The organism is Pelagicoccus sp. SDUM812002 (genome assembly GCF_031127835.1).
In the GTDB taxonomy this organism is placed as follows: domain Bacteria; phylum Verrucomicrobiota; class Verrucomicrobiia; order Opitutales; family Opitutaceae; genus Pelagicoccus.
Genome location: NZ_JARXHX010000001.1, coordinates 86,321 through 103,353, shown reverse-complemented (window position 1 = coordinate 103,353; position 17,033 = coordinate 86,321). Strand labels below are relative to the sequence as shown.

Sequence of the window (17,033 nt, the reverse complement as noted above, 5' to 3'; positions counted from 1 at the left end):
TGCTCGTTTACCAAGTGCATTATCTGGCGATAAGAGCTTCCCATCCTTGCTAGTGCTGCAGACCTCGCTACTGTCTCAAGTCTATGATACCCCGCTACTGTCTATATTTCGCTTTCACATTAATGTGCTCTCTTAAAGCCAACGGTAATCCTGACGGAGAAATTGCTTTTGAAGCATCAATGGATGATTGGGTTGTCGAGCAGCAGCCAGGTGGCGAAGTGCAGATCGAAGACGGTGTCCTGGAAATAAAAGATAAGAAAGGGTGTACAGTTTGGTACAAGCATTCCATCCAGGCACCCGTCCGTATCAGCTATACGGTTACGGCTAATTCGACTGGACGCATCTCTGACATAAACTGCTTCTGGATGGCTAGCGATTTAGACCATTTGGACGATTTGTTTGCGGAGGGCCACGGACGTGAAGGAGCTTTCGCCCAATACGATGACCTGCAGCTTTATTACGTGGGGTACGGAGGGAATTACAACGCGACGACTCGCTTTCGCAGATACTTAGGTCGCGGCGAGAAGCCACTGCTACCAGGGTTCGACTTGTCCGCAGGGGAATTTCTTATCGAATCGGATAAGGCGTACCGCATTGAATTGGTCGCTGATGGTAGAAAGGCGCAGTACTTTCGGGATGGAGAACTCGTTTTTGAATACGAAGATCCTGAGCCTCTCACACGCGGATGGTTTGGCTTCCGCACCGTTTGGAGTCACCTCTCTATCAGCGATCTTCGGATCGAGCGAATTGACTAACCTCAACTGTAGCACTACTATGCTCCGCTTCGGTTTCATCAGTCTTGCCTTTTGGGGTTGCCTTGTTTCGCACGCTTTGGAACGGCCGGACACCGAGTTCAAGGTCTATCAGTTTGGCCCAGAGGCTATTCCTCAAATAGATGGCGACGGTGCAGATTGGTCCGAGGTGCCAGAGGCTTATTCTGTCGATACGGATGAGCTCTGGGAAGACTCTGGTAAGCATGAAGGGATTTTGCCTGAAAGCCTTGATGTTAAAGTCAAGGTGGCATGGGTGAAAGGTTTGAATCGCTTGTACTTTCTCTACGAGGCCTATGACGATTATTGGGATTTCGAGTTGCCTGGATTGAAGAATGATACCTTCGAGGTGGTCATTGATGCCGATTTGTCAGGTGGTCCGTTGATCGATCGTTTCCGTGCCAATGCTGATAGGTTCGGTGAAGTCGAAGCTTGGTTATCCATGCATGGAGCCCATGCGCAAAACTACCACATATTCACTCCGGCGCAGGACAAGGATTGGTGCATGCTCTGGGGACCCGCTCAGTGGTTGAAAGAACTTCCGTATGCGAACTACGCTTACAACTACGATTTCAAACCCGGAGAGAGCGGAAAACTGGTATTGGAATTTTGGATAACGCCCTTCGATTTCGCGCACTTCGAAGGTCCCAGTAAATCTGTGGAAAGCCAATTGACCGAGGGAAGGACAATAGGGCTCGCTTGGGCGATTATCGATTACGACGACGTCGACAGTACAAGGAACAACGGATTTTGGAACTTGTCACGGAGCCATACCATGTACGGAAAAGCTGAGGAGCTGGTGGCTTTTCGACTCATGCCGCGCGAACCTGATCAAATGCCCGATTTCAAGGCGGGGTGGAGCTGTCGCATAGTGAACCGAGACGAATACAACGTCGCATTCTTTGATGAGTCACTTGGAGAGGTCGTCGCTTGGAGCTGGCATTTCGGCGACGGTGAGTCGTCCGAGGACGCGGATCCTATCCACAAATACGCTGAACCAGGGCACTACGTAGTAACCTTGACAGTTACTGACGAAGGCGGAAGGACGTCCAAGTTTAGCCGCGTGTGGGACGTGAGCTTCAAGTAGCGCTCGAAGCACGAAGTTTGCTCTCTATTGCGCCAAACTCTTCAGCGGAAAGGGAGATGATGCTCCCGTGCCGTGCTCCATGCGGAAAGCTGACTTCGTGGGAAATATCCTCCCATGACTTAAAGTCTTGAGTACGCTTTGCTTCGTATCGTTTTTCACGATACACATCGTAATAAACATAGGTCCAGTTGTCGATTTTTAGTGTTGTGGGACCCTCTACCCAAGAGTCGGTGAACGCTTCGCCTGGATTTGAAAAAGGACCGTATGGTGTCGATGCTTCGCAAACGAACAGGTTCTTCTTTTCAGGATTGAGGCGCTCGTCCTTGCCTATGAGTCGAAACTCTCCGAATTGGTCGCGGGTCAGAGTGACATCGATCACATTAAATCCTAGGTCAAAGAATACCTGCGGTGAGCTGAGGCTTTTAAAGTCTGATGTCGTGCAGGACCAAATGCGATGATTATAGCCGCTCTCTGAAGTATTTTCGTCATCGGGAAACTGTCCAGGCACCGTTGAAGCCCAATAGATTAAGAAGGTTTCGTTTTCGTGGTCATAGATCATCTCTGGAGCCCAACAATTCCGGGTGCCGGGTATGGGTTCCATAACGGGTAGCCTCTTTTGCTCGCTCCAGTTTACGAGATCCTTTGAGCAAGCGTATCCAATGTCTCGCGACTCCCACTCCGTAGTCCAGATTAGGTGAAAGGTTTTATCCGGTCCTTGAAGGATGAAAGGATCGCGCATCAGTCCGCCTCTGGGAGCGATGAAGAAATGATCCGCGATGTCGGTCCAGGAGCGACCGTCGCTACTCTTTGCGAGCCGCAAGCCCTCGAGGCCGTTGCCTACGAAATAAGCAAAGAGATATACTGACTTGGACACGGCCGCTTTTGATTAGAAGGTTAGTCGTCCAGTCCACCGCGTCGCGAATTCAAGGTGTAGACCGTTAAGCCATCGATACCTTTCCGGTTGCCACCGAACGCTAGACTAACGGCAACTCCCACGACGTAGGTCACTCCTGAACCAGTAAACGGGTAGAACCAGTAGCTCAGTGGTGTATACGTCTTGAGGTAATAGGTAGAAGCGATACCTGCGATGATACCTGCGATAACACCGATCTCATTGGCCTTCTTACTGAAGAGTCCAAGGGCGAATATGCCGAGGGTCGCGGATGTAATAAAGCTGATCAAACGGTTTGCGAGGTCCCAGATGGAAGGCGTTTTGAAGTCTGCCAAGAAAAGGGCCGCTGCGATGCCGAGTCCTCCGACGACCACTGTGAGTATTCGTCCCATGATTACAGCTTCACGGTCAGTGGTTCCATTGCGGAAGCGACGGTAGAAGTCGTCCACCCCAAGATTCGAAACGCTGCAAATAGCGCTGGAAATAGTGGACATCGTTGCCGCGAGCAGGGCAGCTACCACGAGCCCTGAGACGCCGGGAGGGAGCTGTTGAGCTGCGAAGAAGGGAAAGATGCCGTCGGTCTTCATTTCCGGATTCAAGTCGGCGGGATGAGTTCGGTAAAAGAGGAAGAGCGCAGTTCCAAGACCGAAGAGTAGTAGGTTTATGGGTACAGCGACCGCCATTTGGGTAGCGATTGCCTTTTTTGCATCACGCAGGGTTGGCGTACATTGTACGCGTTGCACGTAGTTTTGGTCACTGATGCCGAACAGGGTTATGGCTAATATTCCGAAGAACATCGTCATGACGTTATCCTGTGTGAAATTAGTGCTCCAATTGAAGGTGTGAAGCTTATCGTCTGCATCGAGGATGGAAAGCATCTCGTTTGCTGGCATATCTATCTTGATGTAAACGAGGATCAGACAGCCAAGCACTGCGGCGATCATCACGAATCCTTGGATGGTGTCGGTCCAGATCACAGCCGCCAATCCACCAAGGAAGGTGTAGAGAGTAGTGACGACACCCATGGCGATGATGCATGTTTTCACATCGATACCGGTGATGGCGTTCATGGCGATAGCCGGCAAAAGCATGACAGGACCCATGCGACCGAGGATTTGCTGCATCACGAAAATAGCGCTTCCAAACATCCGCACGGTTATCCCGAAACGGTGTTCTAGATACTCGAAGGCGGTTGCGAAGTTGAGCTTCCGAACCAGTGGGGCGAGCAGGTACATCGAAAGTGGAAGGCAAATCACCGAAAAGACACTGATGCCGAAGAAAGTCCAATTCGTAGAGTAAGACTTGCCAGGCATCGCTAGCAGGCTCAGGGCACTAGCTCCCGTTGCGAAGAGGCTCATCCCGGTGGCCCACCATGGGATATTGTTGCTGCCGCGAAAGAAGCTATTGGAAGTCTTGCTCGCTTTGGTGAAGTAGAAGCCAACATAGATCATGATGGCGAAATAGCCTGCGACTGCGAGGTGGTCCCACCAGCCGTAGTTGGTTTCAGGAGCCTCAAATGAAAGCTTAACCGCAGAATTCTCGGAGATCGCCATCATGTCGTTGTTGGCGCCGACCAACTGGACAGGTGCTTGGTCGAAACCTTGCAGCTCGTTAACCTTGACCCAGCTGTCTCCAATAGCGTGATACAAATAGATTTCAGCTGCAGTCGATTCGTTATTGAGGAGAATCACGGAGTGAGAGTCTCCAATCGAGGCGAGTGAGACATTGTTTGACCAAGCAGGAGGAGTTCCCTTTTCGCGCCAACCGTAGAGTGGGTGGTAGTAGGCGATAGGGAGGCGTTCACCCATCGAATCATAGCCCCCAATGTAATAAATACTCTCGATGGCTTTCACAAGTTTTCCACCACTCCGGCCAGGAGCTGGAAGATCGGGCAATCGTTGCCAAGCAGTAGATTCAATCCCGATATCCAATGCTAAAAATTGTGTAGGCTGATCGGTTGCTCCCCCGGCCACGTATAGCTTCCCACCCGTGAAGATCGCGGTAAGGTTTGGAAGTGATTCAGGCAAAGGAGGAAGCGCCCTAGTGAGGATGTCGCCCATCCCGATTCTTTCTAGTTTTGAAACTGTGACCGAGCGAGATCCAGTCCCTCCAATCACATAAAGAGCGTTTTCCGTAGCAGCGAAAGCGGCTCCCTCAAGGTTGCCTTCGAGGGATGTCGCGGTTGTCCAATTATTGTTGTCTTGGGAATAAGCCGAAATCGATCCATCAGAGAACGAGACTGCTATAGGAGTCTCACCCAGTTTTGCGATGTGTGCTTTGGATACATCGGCAGTGAAGCCTTCAACCGGTTCGACGAGGAGCTCCTGAAACAAAGCCTCTTCTCCTCGGGATATCCCAAGGAGCAGCGTTGCGAATGCGAGGAACGAGAAGATTTGGGAGCGAAATCGGGGCATCTTTTTAAAGCTAGAGAGCGTCAGGTACGAGGGCCAGGTTTTGTATCGCAGCGAGCCCCCATTGCGAGGAGTCGTTGGTCGAAACCCATTCTGCAACGTCGACAGGATTCAAGGTAGTTGGACCTTCGATACGTTCGCTCCCGATTGTCTTTTTGCCACCCCATTCCTTCTCGAACTCTTCCCATGCTCTCTTGGCTAGCTTAGAGTTTCCGGTGGAGTTGGCGGCATACGCGGTGAGTCTCGAGTGAGCTTGCTCGAGGCTGCCTCCCCTGAGGGAGTGACCTAACTGAGCTGCTTGCTCCTCCTCGGATGCATTGTAGAGCGTACAGTATTGTATCCACGCGTTCTTGAATGCTGGCACGTCGATGAGTTCGATTAATTCCGCACAGATTTCGACGAGTCCGAAGACAGCACTGAGGTGAGATACGCTAGCCCTAGGATCTTCCGGAGGTAGCAGCTTTTTTGTGACAGGATCGTATCCAAAGTCACCGGCGAAGAAACCAAGTTCTTGCGCTCCGATCGTCTTCATTGCATCCTCAAGCCAGGCTTTGTATTTCGGATCGCCGGTGCGTTCCCAGGCGGTTAGCCAGTTCGCAGCGGCCGAACCAAAGTCGGTACCGACCCCAATGCGTGTAGCGGTAGGCGTAGCGCTTCGTCCCTTCAATTTACGGGTTGGGACAAGGTTTGCCAATTGCGTGTCCGCTTCGGTCACCTCATTGAGCACGTCGCCTGTGCGTTCGTCTCCGGTAAGGAAGTAGTGGAAACGTCGATACGCTGAAGTACTGATGCGCAGTTGCTTCGCGCTGCAACCCCAGTGCTGAACATTGTGGCGAGTGCCAAGTCCGGCCCATTGGCCAAGGTGGTAGATATCTACGTCACGGTTGTGCCGCGTCATCGCTTCGGCGAGTCGAAACTCGTCACGGCGGCCAGTTCGAAGAAAAGAGTACCAAAGCCATAGATCCGGTGATAGCTCTGAATTATCCCATGCGTAACCTCCGATATCGTAGCGCCACATTTGCCGATCGGAGTCGTAAGTATGCATCACGTCACCGTAGTTCCAGAACCCATACCAATGACGTTGGTCTACTTGCGATTGGTAGTACTGTACTGACCAATCGAGACGATCTTCGATTTCAGCCTTACTTCTGGATGAACGGTCGGGTAGGCTCCAAAGGCTCCCGAATACTCCAGAATCCAAAAAGTCATTGGGGGTTGCGGTGAGGAGCGGAGGCTCGCTGACCGAATGGGCTAGTGAAACGGTGTCCTCGCGGCTAGGTGTGGTTCCGAGGGCGAAGATGCTGAAATCGCTGGTACGTGCGACTCCGTGTGGAGTCCCGAAACCCGGTTCGTAGTCTTCATAGGTGATTTCCAAGCCGCCATCGTACTGCTCCTCGTAAGTGTCCATGCCGAGACCGTCATGGTAGAAGCGAATGTCCATGGCGGGTGATTCGGGAGACCAGATCCAGATGGTGGCTTGTGCAAGCTCGGTATTCGCATTGCGGATATCAAGCTGCGTAGGGTGAAGCTTCCAGAAGTCCCGCATGCCGAAAAGCACCCCCCCCGACGTGCCCCCCACATAGGCTGTGCCGGCTGCGCGACCCCCCTGGTCTGCATCGATCCATCCGTGTCCGACCTTGGTACGTTTCCGTACCGTGAAACCGTTAGCGGATGGTTGGCTGAGAGTGAAATCTCCCCATGTAGGGATAAAGCGGATACGATCGCTTACGCGTGGCGACCATTCTGATATTGGCGGCGTCGGCCGACCATCGATCTGAGCCTTCTTGACTTCCTCACCTGGATTTCTCCGAAGCCCGGTGAGGCCACGCACTGACTCTGCCCAAAGTCCCGAGTCTTGGCCTGCGAAACGTACATGGCGGTTATGCATCTCGTCACGCATAGGCACGTCAAAACGCAGTCCGAGACCTTTGATGAAGTCTTTCGATTCGTCTCCGTCGTAGATGAAACTGTGAGAGATTTGGGCGGATTCTCCGCCTGCGAAGAAGGAAATACGCATCGAATAGGGCAGCCATTCTCGCCCGCTGGCAGTCCTGTGCTTTCCCTTTATGTGGAGCACTGCCCGCACGGGGCCGGTCTGCTCGACTGTGACCGATTCGGTGATGCCCTGAAAGGGCTCCCGTACTGGAGTAGTTTCAAAGCTTTCGTCTACGCTGTCTTGTCGGTAGCCGATCAGGCGCGCGTTTTCCGCGATCGCGATTCCGTTGCGCTCTATGGAGGTGAATACATGGTCGCCGGAGACCGGGACGATGCAGCGGATGACTCCAGTGTCGGCGACGATGTAGGCACCGCGATCGGTTATTTGTACGGGAGACTCGGGTGTTGCTGGTGCGCCCTTCGAAATGAAGAGAGTTTGAGTAGCCGCGACGTGAGCGGGGATGGCATGAGCCGTCCATTTGACTGATCCGTCTGGCCAGAAAGCAGTTGCCCAAGTCTGGACGGGGATCGATTTACCGGAATCGTTTTCGAGTTTTACTGGTTCGTTTTTGAAGAGCTCGCCTTGGGGCCAAGGCAGTCCCCACATGGAGCCGCTTTGAACTCTCGGCGCATCTCCGTCTAGCCAGCTGATGGACCGTGCCCCTGTCGGAGCTTTCTTGGCAGGAGTGCGTGTTGATGATTGTAGTTGGGTAGCGGATACGGCGATCGGAATTGCCGCGGCAAAGGCGCTTTTTACTAGGAAGTCACGTCGGTTCATCGATGTAGGAAGTGGGGTGTTTTCGGGTAAAGTTAAACGCTCGCCTCGAAGGTTAGAGGAGAAGCGATCTGGATCGCTTGGGAGCGTTAGGGAGATGCAAGCAATGTAGGGTCTTCGCTATCCTACTATGCTCGTAAAGCGCTGACGGTCAAATCTCCCAGAGGACCATTGGTATCGAAGGCTTGCTCGAGCAATCGAGTGATCTCTTTGATGGCAGGGATTGACTGGTTTTCAGAATCGCCCTCGCATGGTTCGATCAGGTCGGGATGGACAGCATATATGGCGGCGTTCTTATGAACTCCTTCGATCAAGTAAGTGTGGGATTTGGCGATTAAGGTATCGCAAATCGGGGCGCTCGCTTGGGTTAGGCGATCGATCACGCTCTCGAACATTTTCTTGCGGGTATGGCTGTAGCGTGGGACGGGGATAGTGACAGGGAGTTGGCTTTCCGTGAAGATCGTACAGTCCTTTTCGTGCTCCCAGATGATTGACCCTTTTTCGCCCACGATTCGTATACGCGGCTCGATGGTCTCCGAGCATGCATGCGTGACTCCGAACCACAGTGAAACCGAATTCTCCGCGGTCGCTTGCACCACAGCTGTATCGAAACTTTCGATATCGTGAGCGTGGTATAGTTCGGCCTGGTCGACCTCAGCCTTGACGGAGGCGTGCAGGTTATCGCCAGCGAGGAAGAGAGAAAGATTTACGAAATGGGCGAATGCGTTGTTGAGCGGAGAGTCCATAACGGCGTTGCCATTCACCGCTAGTTTGCCGGCCCATTGATTTCGTTCGTAGTAGGAAACGGGTCTCGGCCAAGCTCCGAGCATGGAAACGGACTGTACCTCGCCGATGATTCCACTCAATAGGCTCTCCTTTAATTGCAGTATCTCAGACGTGTACATGTCCTGGAAACCGACGGCTATCCACTTATCGTACTGTTTCTCCGCGGCACGTACGCTGTCGACGTCAGAGATCGAGCCGGCCAAGGGCTTTTCGACCAAGACGTTCGAGCCAGCTTTCAGGGCAGCGATCGCCATAGGAGCGTGCCACTGAATGCCAGTGGGTATGAAGCAAATGTCCAAGTTGCCCGCTTCCGCAGCGAACATATCTTCATAGCTGTCGTATATCTTCGATGCGATTTCTTTTAAGGCGAGAGCTGGTGCTACGTTTCGTTCGCTCGGAAGAATAGTGGCAGCGACCAGATCGATAAGGCTTTCGGCGTGTGCTTCCAGCAGCCAGTCGATGTAGACTTCGGCGTATCCAGAAACGCCGATAAGCGCGATTCGGGGAGGGGTTCCTGCTGATTGAATCATTGAGGGTTAGGAAAATCTTTAGGGTATTGATGCCGCACACCAGACAGTAAAAAGGGAATGAGACAGCACGGGTAACTCAAAAAAAAATGCTGAGAGAAGATTAATTTGTACTTGTAAGTGCGAGCGAACCGCGAGACTTCTGACAGTCAGAAAGACAGGGGGCTGCTATCAGACATTTCCCTGGGACTCTAGCTAACCCCAACGCCCCATGAATTCAGTCAGAGAACTCGCGAAAGCCCTCGGCCTCTCACATACCACCGTTTCCGATGCCTTGCGTAACAAGCCGCGCGTGAAAAAGGAGACTCGCGATCGCGTGCTCAAGGCAGCCAAGGAGGCGGGTTACAGGCACAACCCGCTTGCTGGTGCGTTGATGTCGGAGATGAGGCGTTCGGGTGCTGGCTCATTCCGGGGAGTGTTGGCGGTAGTGGACCTCGAAAGCTCAGACCAGCGCGTCTCTGCGGCTCGGCGCTACCACCGCGAGGTTTATTCGGGAGCCGAAAAAATGGGTCAGGAGCTAGGCTTCAAGACGGAGATATTTGCTCTGGGAGCTGAAGGTTTAACGGTGGCACGGCTCAATACTATTTTGAAATCGCGCGGTATTCGTGGCCTGCTGGTGCTGCCAGCGGCGACCACTCCAGATATCCGCAATTTGGATTGGGACCTCTATGCGGGAATCTATACCGACTATATCATCGAGCAGCCTGCTTTGGACTCGGTGTGTTCCGACCACTTCCGTTCCATGGTAGTGGCGATGAGGAAATTGGAGGAGCTCGGTTACCAACGTCCGGGATTGGTCCTCCATAGGGCTCACGACCAGAGATTGCTCTACCGTTGGGAAGCGGCCTATCGTATCCAAAATACGAGGTCAGAAACGTTCGAGGCGCTCGAGCCGCTGGTTTTGGAAGACGTAAACGAGAAGTCTTTCAAGTCATGGTTTGAAGAAAACGGGCCAGATGTGGTATTAAGTCACCGTCCCGACGTGTTAGAATGGATGGAGGACATGGGAGCGAATGTTCCGGAAACGCACGGTTTTTGTTGTTTGAATGTATTGATGAGCGAAGTTCCGTGCAGCGGGCTCGACTTGCGACCGAACCTCATCGGCCGGCGCGGAATCGAATTGCTGGTCGGCCAATTGCATCGCAATGCTTACGGCATACCAGACACAGCGTCGACGACTACGATACCTGCTATCTGGATCGATGGCCCCACGACGAGAAACGTTGCTGAATCCGATCTTCAGATTTCTAAAACGAGCTTGTCGTAGCTCAGATTTATTCCATCGGGCAATTCCGTATCCACTTTTTCATGATCAATATGGTGGGTCATGTGGACTAGGTAGGTTTGGCCTCCGCCAATTCTCTGTGCAGCCTCGACCGCTTCGTCGATCGTCATGTGTGAAGGGTGGGCCATGGGGCGCAACGCATCGAGCACCACCACGTCTGCGCCCTTGGCGAGGCTTTCTGCCTCTGGACTGACGCTGCTGCAATCTGTGAAATACGCGAGCCGCTTGCCTGATTCCGCTTCTTCGAAAACGAAGCCCAAGGTCTGGAAGCGTCCGTGTTCTTGATCTGTGGAGTACACGCGACCTGCGATTCCCAAGTCGAGGACCTTGGGCATTCCGAGAGCGCGAAAGGCGGGATAGCTCCTGAAAGCAGCCTTGTCGCGGATTGCGTATGGATAGACCTCTCTCAGCCGGTTGAGCCCGTCACTGTTCGAGTAGACCGGTATAGCTTCGCCCTCGCGCTGGTCGCAGTATTGGCGGAGGTCATCGAATCCTTGGATGTGGTCTGCGTGTCCGTGAGTGAGTAGAACGAGGTCTACTTTAGGGATGCCGAGTTCCAAGGCGCGCAAGCGAAACTCTGGCGCGGCGTCGATTTGGATGTTAAGCCCGCCCATTTCTAGGTGGGCGTGCGTTCGGTAGCGAACGTTCTTGGGATCGGCAGAGTGGCAAACGGCGCAGTCGCAGCCGATCATCGGCACACCCTGCGACGTACCTGTACCCATGAAACTCCAAATCATCGGAGGAAATTCCCATCCGATTCAGATTAAAATCCAAGCAAAAAGCCCTGCAGGGCAAAGCTTTAAGAGGAAGGTGATTTTCTTAGCGATAAAGCGGTTTTAGGGCTTGATCTCCAAAACTGAATTAGCACTGTTCCAAGACCTTAGCGGAGAGATGGCTGAGTGGCTTAAGGCAACGGTTTGCTAAATCGTCGTACGGGTAAACCGTACCGGGGGTTCGAATCCCCCTCTCTCCGCCACTTATTTTCGAGAAAGCGTCGTCCTACCGGACGGCGTTTTTTTGTGATTGCTAGCAATGCGATTTAAACGGATGGAGTGGACGCGGAATGGGATCGCTTGAAGCTGTCGTGCTCGTTTCCGATTGAATCGATTCAGGCGCAGGCGATTGCGACTTAGATGCGTTCTCTGGGCGATGAAAGCGATCCAGTTTCAACCCGGACTCTCCCTCGAAAATACCGACGTCGCTCGCGAAGTTGACTTGCCCAAACCAGAGCCAACCGGTCGCGACATCCTCGTGGAGATCGAAGCGATCGGTCTCAATCCTGTGGATACGAAGGTTCGCCCTGGGGAGGGAACAGAACCGAAGGTCCTTGGATTCGATGCGGCTGGCACGGTGGTAGCAGCGGGCGATGCGACGGAGATGCTCAAAGTCGGCGACAAGGTTTACTACGCTGGCAGCGTAGCCCGTCCAGGTACGAACTCGCAGTTCCATTTGGTCGACGAGCGTATCGCAGCGGTTCGACCCAGCTCGCTGGATTCTGCGTCAGCCGCAGCCATCCCTTTGACTGCTTTGACTGCATGGGAGTCCCTTTTCGATCGCTTGGGCATCGATCCCGATGGTGGCAACGTGGGAAAGTCACTGTTGATCATTGGAGGCGCTGGAGGTGTCGGTTCGATCGGTATTCAACTTGCGAAGTTGGCGGGCCTGACCGTGATCGCGACGGCTTCTCGCGAAGAGAGCAAGCAGTGGTGTCTCGATCTCGGGGCGGACTTCGTGGTTAACCACGGCGAGGAGTTACCGCCACAAATGGAGAATATAGGTTTTAAGACGGTCGACTTCATCGCTAACTTCAACAACACCGACGCCTATTGGGATGCGATGGGTCAGCTGATTGCGCCGCAGGGTGGGGTTGTTTTGATTGTGGAACCGAGCGGAAGCTTGGACATCGGTGGCCCTTTCAAGCTCAAGAGCGCTCGCATTTGCTGGGAGCTAATGTTTACCCGGGCTGTATTCGAAACGACAGACATCGAAGAGCAGCATCGGATTCTCGAAAGGGTTGCCTCCCTCATAGATGAAGGAAAGCTCCGCAGCACTGCGAAGACGAAACTGTCACCCATCAATGTGGGTAACGTGCTCGCCGCCCACGGGCAGCTCGAGTCCGGACGTTCGATCGGTAAGATCGTGATCGTGGGCTGGAGCGAATAGGTGCTCCAGTAATACCGTCAGCCTTCTGCCAAAAGCTTGGCTGGGCGACGACAGTGATGGTGGATGTGCTTGAAATTCGAGATGAGATCAGACTCGAGCCGAAAGAGCTCCATGCGTTCGGGGTCGCGACCGACGAGGCTGCTGCGGAGATCGCTCTCCGCATCGTCCGCTAGCTTGCGAAAGGTCGCTTTGCTTCGCAGCAGGCTTTGCATGTCCTGAGGGTCGCTTTTGGTGGTCACGAGCAGCGCAAGCCTTAGGTCTTGAAGTAGGGCCTGGTGGAGATCGAAGAGAGTCTTCTTAGTCTTGTCACTGATTGCGTGGCCGGTCTCAAGCCTGTCGTGACCGAGAGGAAGGACGTGCGAATCGAGTAGGTCCCCGATATTCTCCCAGCTATTGACCAGGGCTATGATCTGGTTGATAGCGTGCTGATCCTTCTGGGCGAGTTTGGCGGCTTGGATACATGATAGATAGTTAAGGATGGCAGTTTGCAAATCGTCGAGTTCGTCGTCGCGAGTGTCCAACTTTCGCAAGTCTCTAAGTTCGCCCTCGATTGCTGCGTGGGGAATGTCTTCCGCCATGGATACAGCGAGAGTCGCGAGACGACAGCATTCGAGATGGGCACGGTCGATGGCCATATTAGGCGTTTCCAAGTAGATCGGATCTAGGTAGAGTGGCTTGCCCGCGACAGTGGTTTTCTTAGGTCGGTCCGGAGCGACTAGGGAAGCGAGGCGTGCTAAGGGAACCGTGAAGGCGATGAAAAGCAGCAGGTTGATGAGGTTGAAGAGAGTATGAGCAACTGCGACCTGGCGACCGAGTGTCGCATCGTTGAAAAAGCGCTCTCCTACGAGACGGCTCAGTTCGGCCAACTAAGGAATGAGCCCGAACCAGACAGCTACGCCGAGAAGATTGAAGATCACGTGGATGAACACGATTCGCCAAGCGGCAGCTGGGCGTCCGAGCGCCGCGAATGTAGCGGTAATGCAAGTGCCGATATTTGCTCCGAACGCGATGGCGATCGCGGCCTCAAGGGAGATGAGTTGTTGGTTGGCAAAGATAATTGCGAGACCGATGGTCGCAGCAGAACTCTGTACTACTGCTGTGAATACGAGTCCGATAGCAACGCCCTAGAGGGGGCTTTCGATAGTTTGCATTGCTTCGAGGAAAGGCTCGTAGCCGCGGAGGGGGCGGGTTGCGTCACCCATTAGCTGCATGCCGAAGAATATGGCGCCGAGTCCAAGCAATAGAGTGCCGAACTGGGCTAGACGCTCGCGTTTGCGCACAAAAGAGATGGCGAGGCCGACTGCCATGAGAATGGCCCCCGCCTCGGAAATCTTGAAAGCGATGATTTGGGCGGTGACGGTCGAACCGAGATTCGCTCCGAGGATGACGCCCACACTCTGTGCCACGCTGATGAGTCCGGCTGAGGAGAAGCCGACTAGTAAAACGGTCGTGACAGAAGAAGATTGGACGGAAGCGGTGATGGCTGCTCCGGTTGCCGCGGCGGCGAATCGGTTGCGTGTGAAAGATGCCAGCAATTCCTTCATGCGAGCTCCGGCGATATTGGTGAGAGCCTGGGTCATGTGGCCCATGCCTAGGATGAAGATCGCGAGCCCGCCGAGCAGAGAAAGCGTGATGGAGGTGAAAAACGGGGTACTCATGGGCGGAAGCGTAGCTGCTGAGACGTGAGCTGTGAAGCTGGTTATGCATTGAAACCACCAGAGTAAAGGCGCGATCAGAGAGCGCGTGTTGCGATGCGGCAAACAGCCGATTTCTACGAGCTGCGCTGCTGGAAACGAAAGATCCCCACCAGTGCGGACGAGGATCTTATGAATTTGGGTTAGGGCGCGGTGAAAAAGGCCGATGCCCGCTCCAATTGTTCGGCATTGGTTAGGTCTCTTTCGACGAAACTAGGAACTCGAATTCGTAAACTTCGCCTGCGATGGTGACGATGAGTGTTAACGGCTCGTCGGCTTGTATTTTCTCTCCGTGGAACTTTACCAATCCCTCCAAACTCTTGCCCGGATTGATTTGGTGGAAGTTAATCATTTCCACCGCTCCGTCGCCGATACGGTTGGCAGCCTCTTGTTTCGCTGCGGCGTCATTGGTCCTCTTGGCGGCACTGATCTTAGCGACGGCCTGGCTGTTGTCGTTAATCATTTCATTTCGATGGCCATTCTGAGAGCCAAGGGTGACCTCCGCCTGCCGCGCTCCGTACTCGTCGGCTTCACGGTGCGCGGATTCGTAAACGAGCTTAACATACTCGTCGAAAGTATAGCCAGGTACTTGCTGGCTTCCAGACCTCAGTTTCACGTTGTTGGTACCGAACAAGATCGATTCCTCACCTTGGTTGTCGATAACGACGACGAACGTCGGCAATTCGTCATATTTCCTCGAGAAGGTCGGAGTCAGCAGCTCGACCGAGACTCGATGAGTCTTTTCCAATGCAAACGCGTCGGAGGATTCGCCGGAATTTTGGGTCGGAACCGGCGAGATTGTTAGCTGAGTCGATTCGCAACCTGTCAGCAGAAGAGCGAAGGCTAGCGCGTAGACCGGGAGTATTCTGATCATGTTAGGGATGGGGTTGTAAGCTTTAGTCATATACTACTCAGTACATGCGCTGCATTCTCTAGGATCCCGCCACCCAGTTTTACAAATGATCGAAAATGACAATTTCGCGATGTCGTATCCTGAACCTCTTGGAGGCTAATATTGGAAGTGAATATGGAGGTTCAATCCGCCTCCGGTAATCCTGTGACCTCAAGGACGGGTCGGATCTCGGCAGTGCCACGGTGTGATCCGGGAATTCTAGCGGCGATTTCGATGGCATCCTCTATAGAGGGAACATCGATCAGAAAATAGCCGCCGAGGTGTTCCTTTGTTTCAGCGTACGGACCGTCCGAAACGGAACGTTTCCCGTCGCGAACGCGCACGGAGACTGCGGTTTCTGGCGGCTGAAGGGGCGATGCTCCGCAATATTGCTTTTTAGCATTTAGCTCGTGGCAGATCTGTATCGATTTTTCCAGCGCAACTTTGTGCTCCTCAGGAGGCCAAGTCCCTTCTTCGGCGTAAAGTAGTACAAGGTATTTCATAACAATGAATAGAGGTTATTCGTTTTCTGAATACGCAGCCTCGAGGGAGGCTATGTCGAGCTTTACCATCCCCCAAACCGCATGCAGCACGCGGGTTGCTCGCTCTGGGGTGGAGGGATCGAGATAGGTTGACAATCGGGCAGGAACAATTTGCCAGGAAAGACCGAATTTGTCGGTTACCCAACCGCATTCAAATTCTTGACCACCTTCCGAGAGGGCTGCCCAGAGGTGATCGAGTTCCTCTTGATCGTCACAGCCAACGGAGAAGGAGAATGCAGTCGAGAATTTCCAGTCTTGCCCGGAGTTGAGGGCGTATACGGGAAGACCTCCGAGTTCGAATTTGACTACCAATGCATCGCTGGTTCCGGGTTTTTTGGTGATGCTGTGGATGCTCGAGTGAGGGATGATGGATGTATAGAAGCGGGCAGCTTCCTCGGCCTTGTTGTTAAACCCGAGCCACGGGGTTACTTTTGTTTCAAGTTTCATTTGATAATGATGTAGTCGAGGATTCGGGTCGTTTCGACAGTAGAGCCTTGAATACTGAGGGATCTCTGAAGGCTAACGCGATCCAGACGAGAATGCCTATAACAATAGGCATGTAGAAGGCTTCGCCCATACGAATGTGCGTAGCTGTGGCACCGCCAAGGTAAGCGGTGAGCAGGATCGCACCATAGATAGCGATCTTTGGAACGAGGAAAAGCAAGGCGACAAGGACCTCGACAAAACCGATTTTGAACATGATTTCGGTCGACCAACCCATTTCGGCGAACAACTCCTCTTTTCCCTCCCACTCGGTGAATTTTCCGCTCGCGCTAGCGAAGGTAAGGAAGGCTGCGATCAGGGCGCTGAGGGTCCAGCCGATGATCTTTTTCTTAGAACTTTTCATGTTTTCGTTTGTATGAAATAGAAAATATAACCCTGCTTATTGGACGGGATCTTTAGACACGAACACCTCGAAACCTCCATATAGCATGCGTGTTGGGTCGAAAGGCATTTCACCGCTTTCACACATACCGGCGATTCGCGGATCTTTCATAACTTTGGCGTTTACCTCGTCGCGATGTTCACGGGACTTGTAGCTTATCCAAGCGAAAATGACGACTTCGTCTTCCTTTATGCCAAGAGAGTCTGGGAACGAGCCGCAGTCTTTATTGGCTGCTAGGTCTTCGCCTATGCACTCCTTGTAGTCTAGGACTCCATGCTCCAGCCAAACCTCGTTTGCGGCTTCGGCCATTTTACGGTACTCCTCGATTTTTCCTTTGGGTATCGGTATTACAAATCCATCTGTATATCCTGACATAACATATTCTCCT

Annotated in this window: 15 protein-coding genes, 1 tRNA gene and 1 pseudogene; 5 read left to right on the top strand and 12 right to left on the bottom strand. The window is 53.1% G+C overall.

What is annotated here, in order from left to right:
- Positions 1-122 precede the first annotated feature (122 nt).
- Both QEH53_RS00450 and QEH53_RS00445 read left to right on the top strand, forming a co-directional pair.
- Complete coding sequence (locus tag QEH53_RS00450; RefSeq protein WP_309021142.1) at positions 123-755, top strand: DUF6250 domain-containing protein; 633 nt, start codon at positions 123-125, stop codon at positions 753-755.
- Between the two features lie 19 nt (positions 756-774).
- On the top strand, positions 775-1,857 hold the full coding sequence (locus QEH53_RS00445) for a PKD domain-containing protein (RefSeq protein WP_309021141.1): 1,083 nt from the start codon (positions 775-777) through the stop codon (positions 1,855-1,857).
- On the opposite strand, the gene QEH53_RS00440 is transcribed toward QEH53_RS00445, so the two are convergent.
- The 4 genes from QEH53_RS00440 to QEH53_RS00425 form a co-directional block, all read right to left on the bottom strand.
- Positions 1,850-2,731 carry a glycoside hydrolase family 43 protein gene (locus QEH53_RS00440; RefSeq protein ID WP_309021140.1) on the bottom strand — a complete coding sequence of 294 codons (882 nt, stop codon included), beginning with the start codon at positions 2,729-2,731 and terminating at the stop codon, positions 1,850-1,852. The genes QEH53_RS00445 and QEH53_RS00440 overlap by 8 nt on opposite strands.
- Before the next feature lie 20 nt (positions 2,732-2,751).
- Positions 2,752-5,163, bottom strand: a complete 2,412-nt coding sequence (locus tag QEH53_RS00435) for a sodium/solute symporter (protein WP_309021139.1) — start codon at positions 5,161-5,163, stop codon at positions 2,752-2,754.
- Positions 5,164-5,173: 10 nt separating this feature from the next.
- Positions 5,174-7,873 (bottom strand): hypothetical protein, encoded by a 2,700-nt coding sequence (locus QEH53_RS00430; protein WP_309021138.1) that lies wholly within the window; start codon positions 7,871-7,873, stop codon positions 5,174-5,176.
- A 125-nt stretch (positions 7,874-7,998) separates the two neighbouring features.
- Positions 7,999-9,186: a Gfo/Idh/MocA family oxidoreductase gene (locus tag QEH53_RS00425; protein WP_309021137.1), complete on the bottom strand. Its 1,188-nt coding sequence runs from the start codon at positions 9,184-9,186 to the stop codon at positions 7,999-8,001.
- 208 nt (positions 9,187-9,394) lie between these two features.
- Here QEH53_RS00425 and QEH53_RS00420 point away from each other — a divergent pair, with 208 nt between their 5' ends.
- On the top strand, positions 9,395-10,450 hold the full coding sequence (locus QEH53_RS00420) for a LacI family DNA-binding transcriptional regulator (RefSeq protein WP_309021136.1): 1,056 nt from the start codon (positions 9,395-9,397) through the stop codon (positions 10,448-10,450).
- Here QEH53_RS00420 and QEH53_RS00415 read toward each other — a convergent pair.
- Positions 10,423-11,205 carry an MBL fold metallo-hydrolase gene (locus QEH53_RS00415; RefSeq protein WP_309021135.1) on the bottom strand — a complete coding sequence of 261 codons (783 nt, stop codon included), beginning with the start codon at positions 11,203-11,205 and terminating at the stop codon, positions 10,423-10,425. The two genes, QEH53_RS00420 and QEH53_RS00415, sit on opposite strands and share 28 nt — an antisense overlap.
- 148 nt (positions 11,206-11,353) lie before the next feature.
- Here QEH53_RS00415 and QEH53_RS00410 point away from each other — a divergent pair.
- Positions 11,354-11,444, top strand: a tRNA-Ser gene (locus tag QEH53_RS00410).
- 173 nt (positions 11,445-11,617) lie between these two features.
- The gene (locus QEH53_RS00405) at positions 11,618-12,631 is read left to right on the top strand and encodes a zinc-binding alcohol dehydrogenase family protein (RefSeq protein WP_309021134.1); all 1,014 of its coding nucleotides are present in this window, start codon (positions 11,618-11,620) and stop codon (positions 12,629-12,631) included.
- A 17-nt stretch (positions 12,632-12,648) separates the two neighbouring features.
- On the opposite strand, the gene QEH53_RS00400 is transcribed toward QEH53_RS00405, so the two are convergent.
- From QEH53_RS00400 to QEH53_RS00370, 7 genes and pseudogenes are all read right to left on the bottom strand, one after another.
- Positions 12,649-13,497 carry a hypothetical protein gene (locus QEH53_RS00400; protein WP_309021133.1) on the bottom strand — a complete coding sequence of 283 codons (849 nt, stop codon included), beginning with the start codon at positions 13,495-13,497 and terminating at the stop codon, positions 12,649-12,651.
- Positions 13,498-14,289: pseudogene (locus QEH53_RS00395) on the bottom strand (Na/Pi cotransporter family protein).
- Positions 14,290-14,518: 229 nt separating this feature from the next.
- Positions 14,519-15,199: a hypothetical protein gene (locus tag QEH53_RS00390; RefSeq protein WP_309021132.1), complete on the bottom strand. Its 681-nt coding sequence runs from the start codon at positions 15,197-15,199 to the stop codon at positions 14,519-14,521.
- Positions 15,200-15,360: 161 nt separating this feature from the next.
- On the bottom strand, positions 15,361-15,720 hold the full coding sequence (locus tag QEH53_RS00385; RefSeq protein ID WP_309021131.1) for a YciI family protein: 360 nt from the start codon (positions 15,718-15,720) through the stop codon (positions 15,361-15,363).
- A 15-nt stretch (positions 15,721-15,735) separates the two neighbouring features.
- Positions 15,736-16,206, bottom strand: a complete 471-nt coding sequence (locus tag QEH53_RS00380) for a VOC family protein (protein ID WP_309021130.1) — start codon at positions 16,204-16,206, stop codon at positions 15,736-15,738.
- Positions 16,196-16,606, bottom strand: coding sequence for a DoxX family protein (locus tag QEH53_RS00375; protein WP_309021129.1), 411 nt, complete (start codon positions 16,604-16,606; stop codon positions 16,196-16,198). The genes QEH53_RS00380 and QEH53_RS00375 overlap by 11 nt, the downstream gene beginning before the upstream one ends.
- Positions 16,607-16,642: 36 nt before the next feature.
- Positions 16,643-17,020, bottom strand: coding sequence for a DUF1428 domain-containing protein (locus QEH53_RS00370; protein WP_309021128.1), 378 nt, complete (start codon positions 17,018-17,020; stop codon positions 16,643-16,645).
- Between the last annotated feature and the right edge of the window lie 13 nt (positions 17,021-17,033).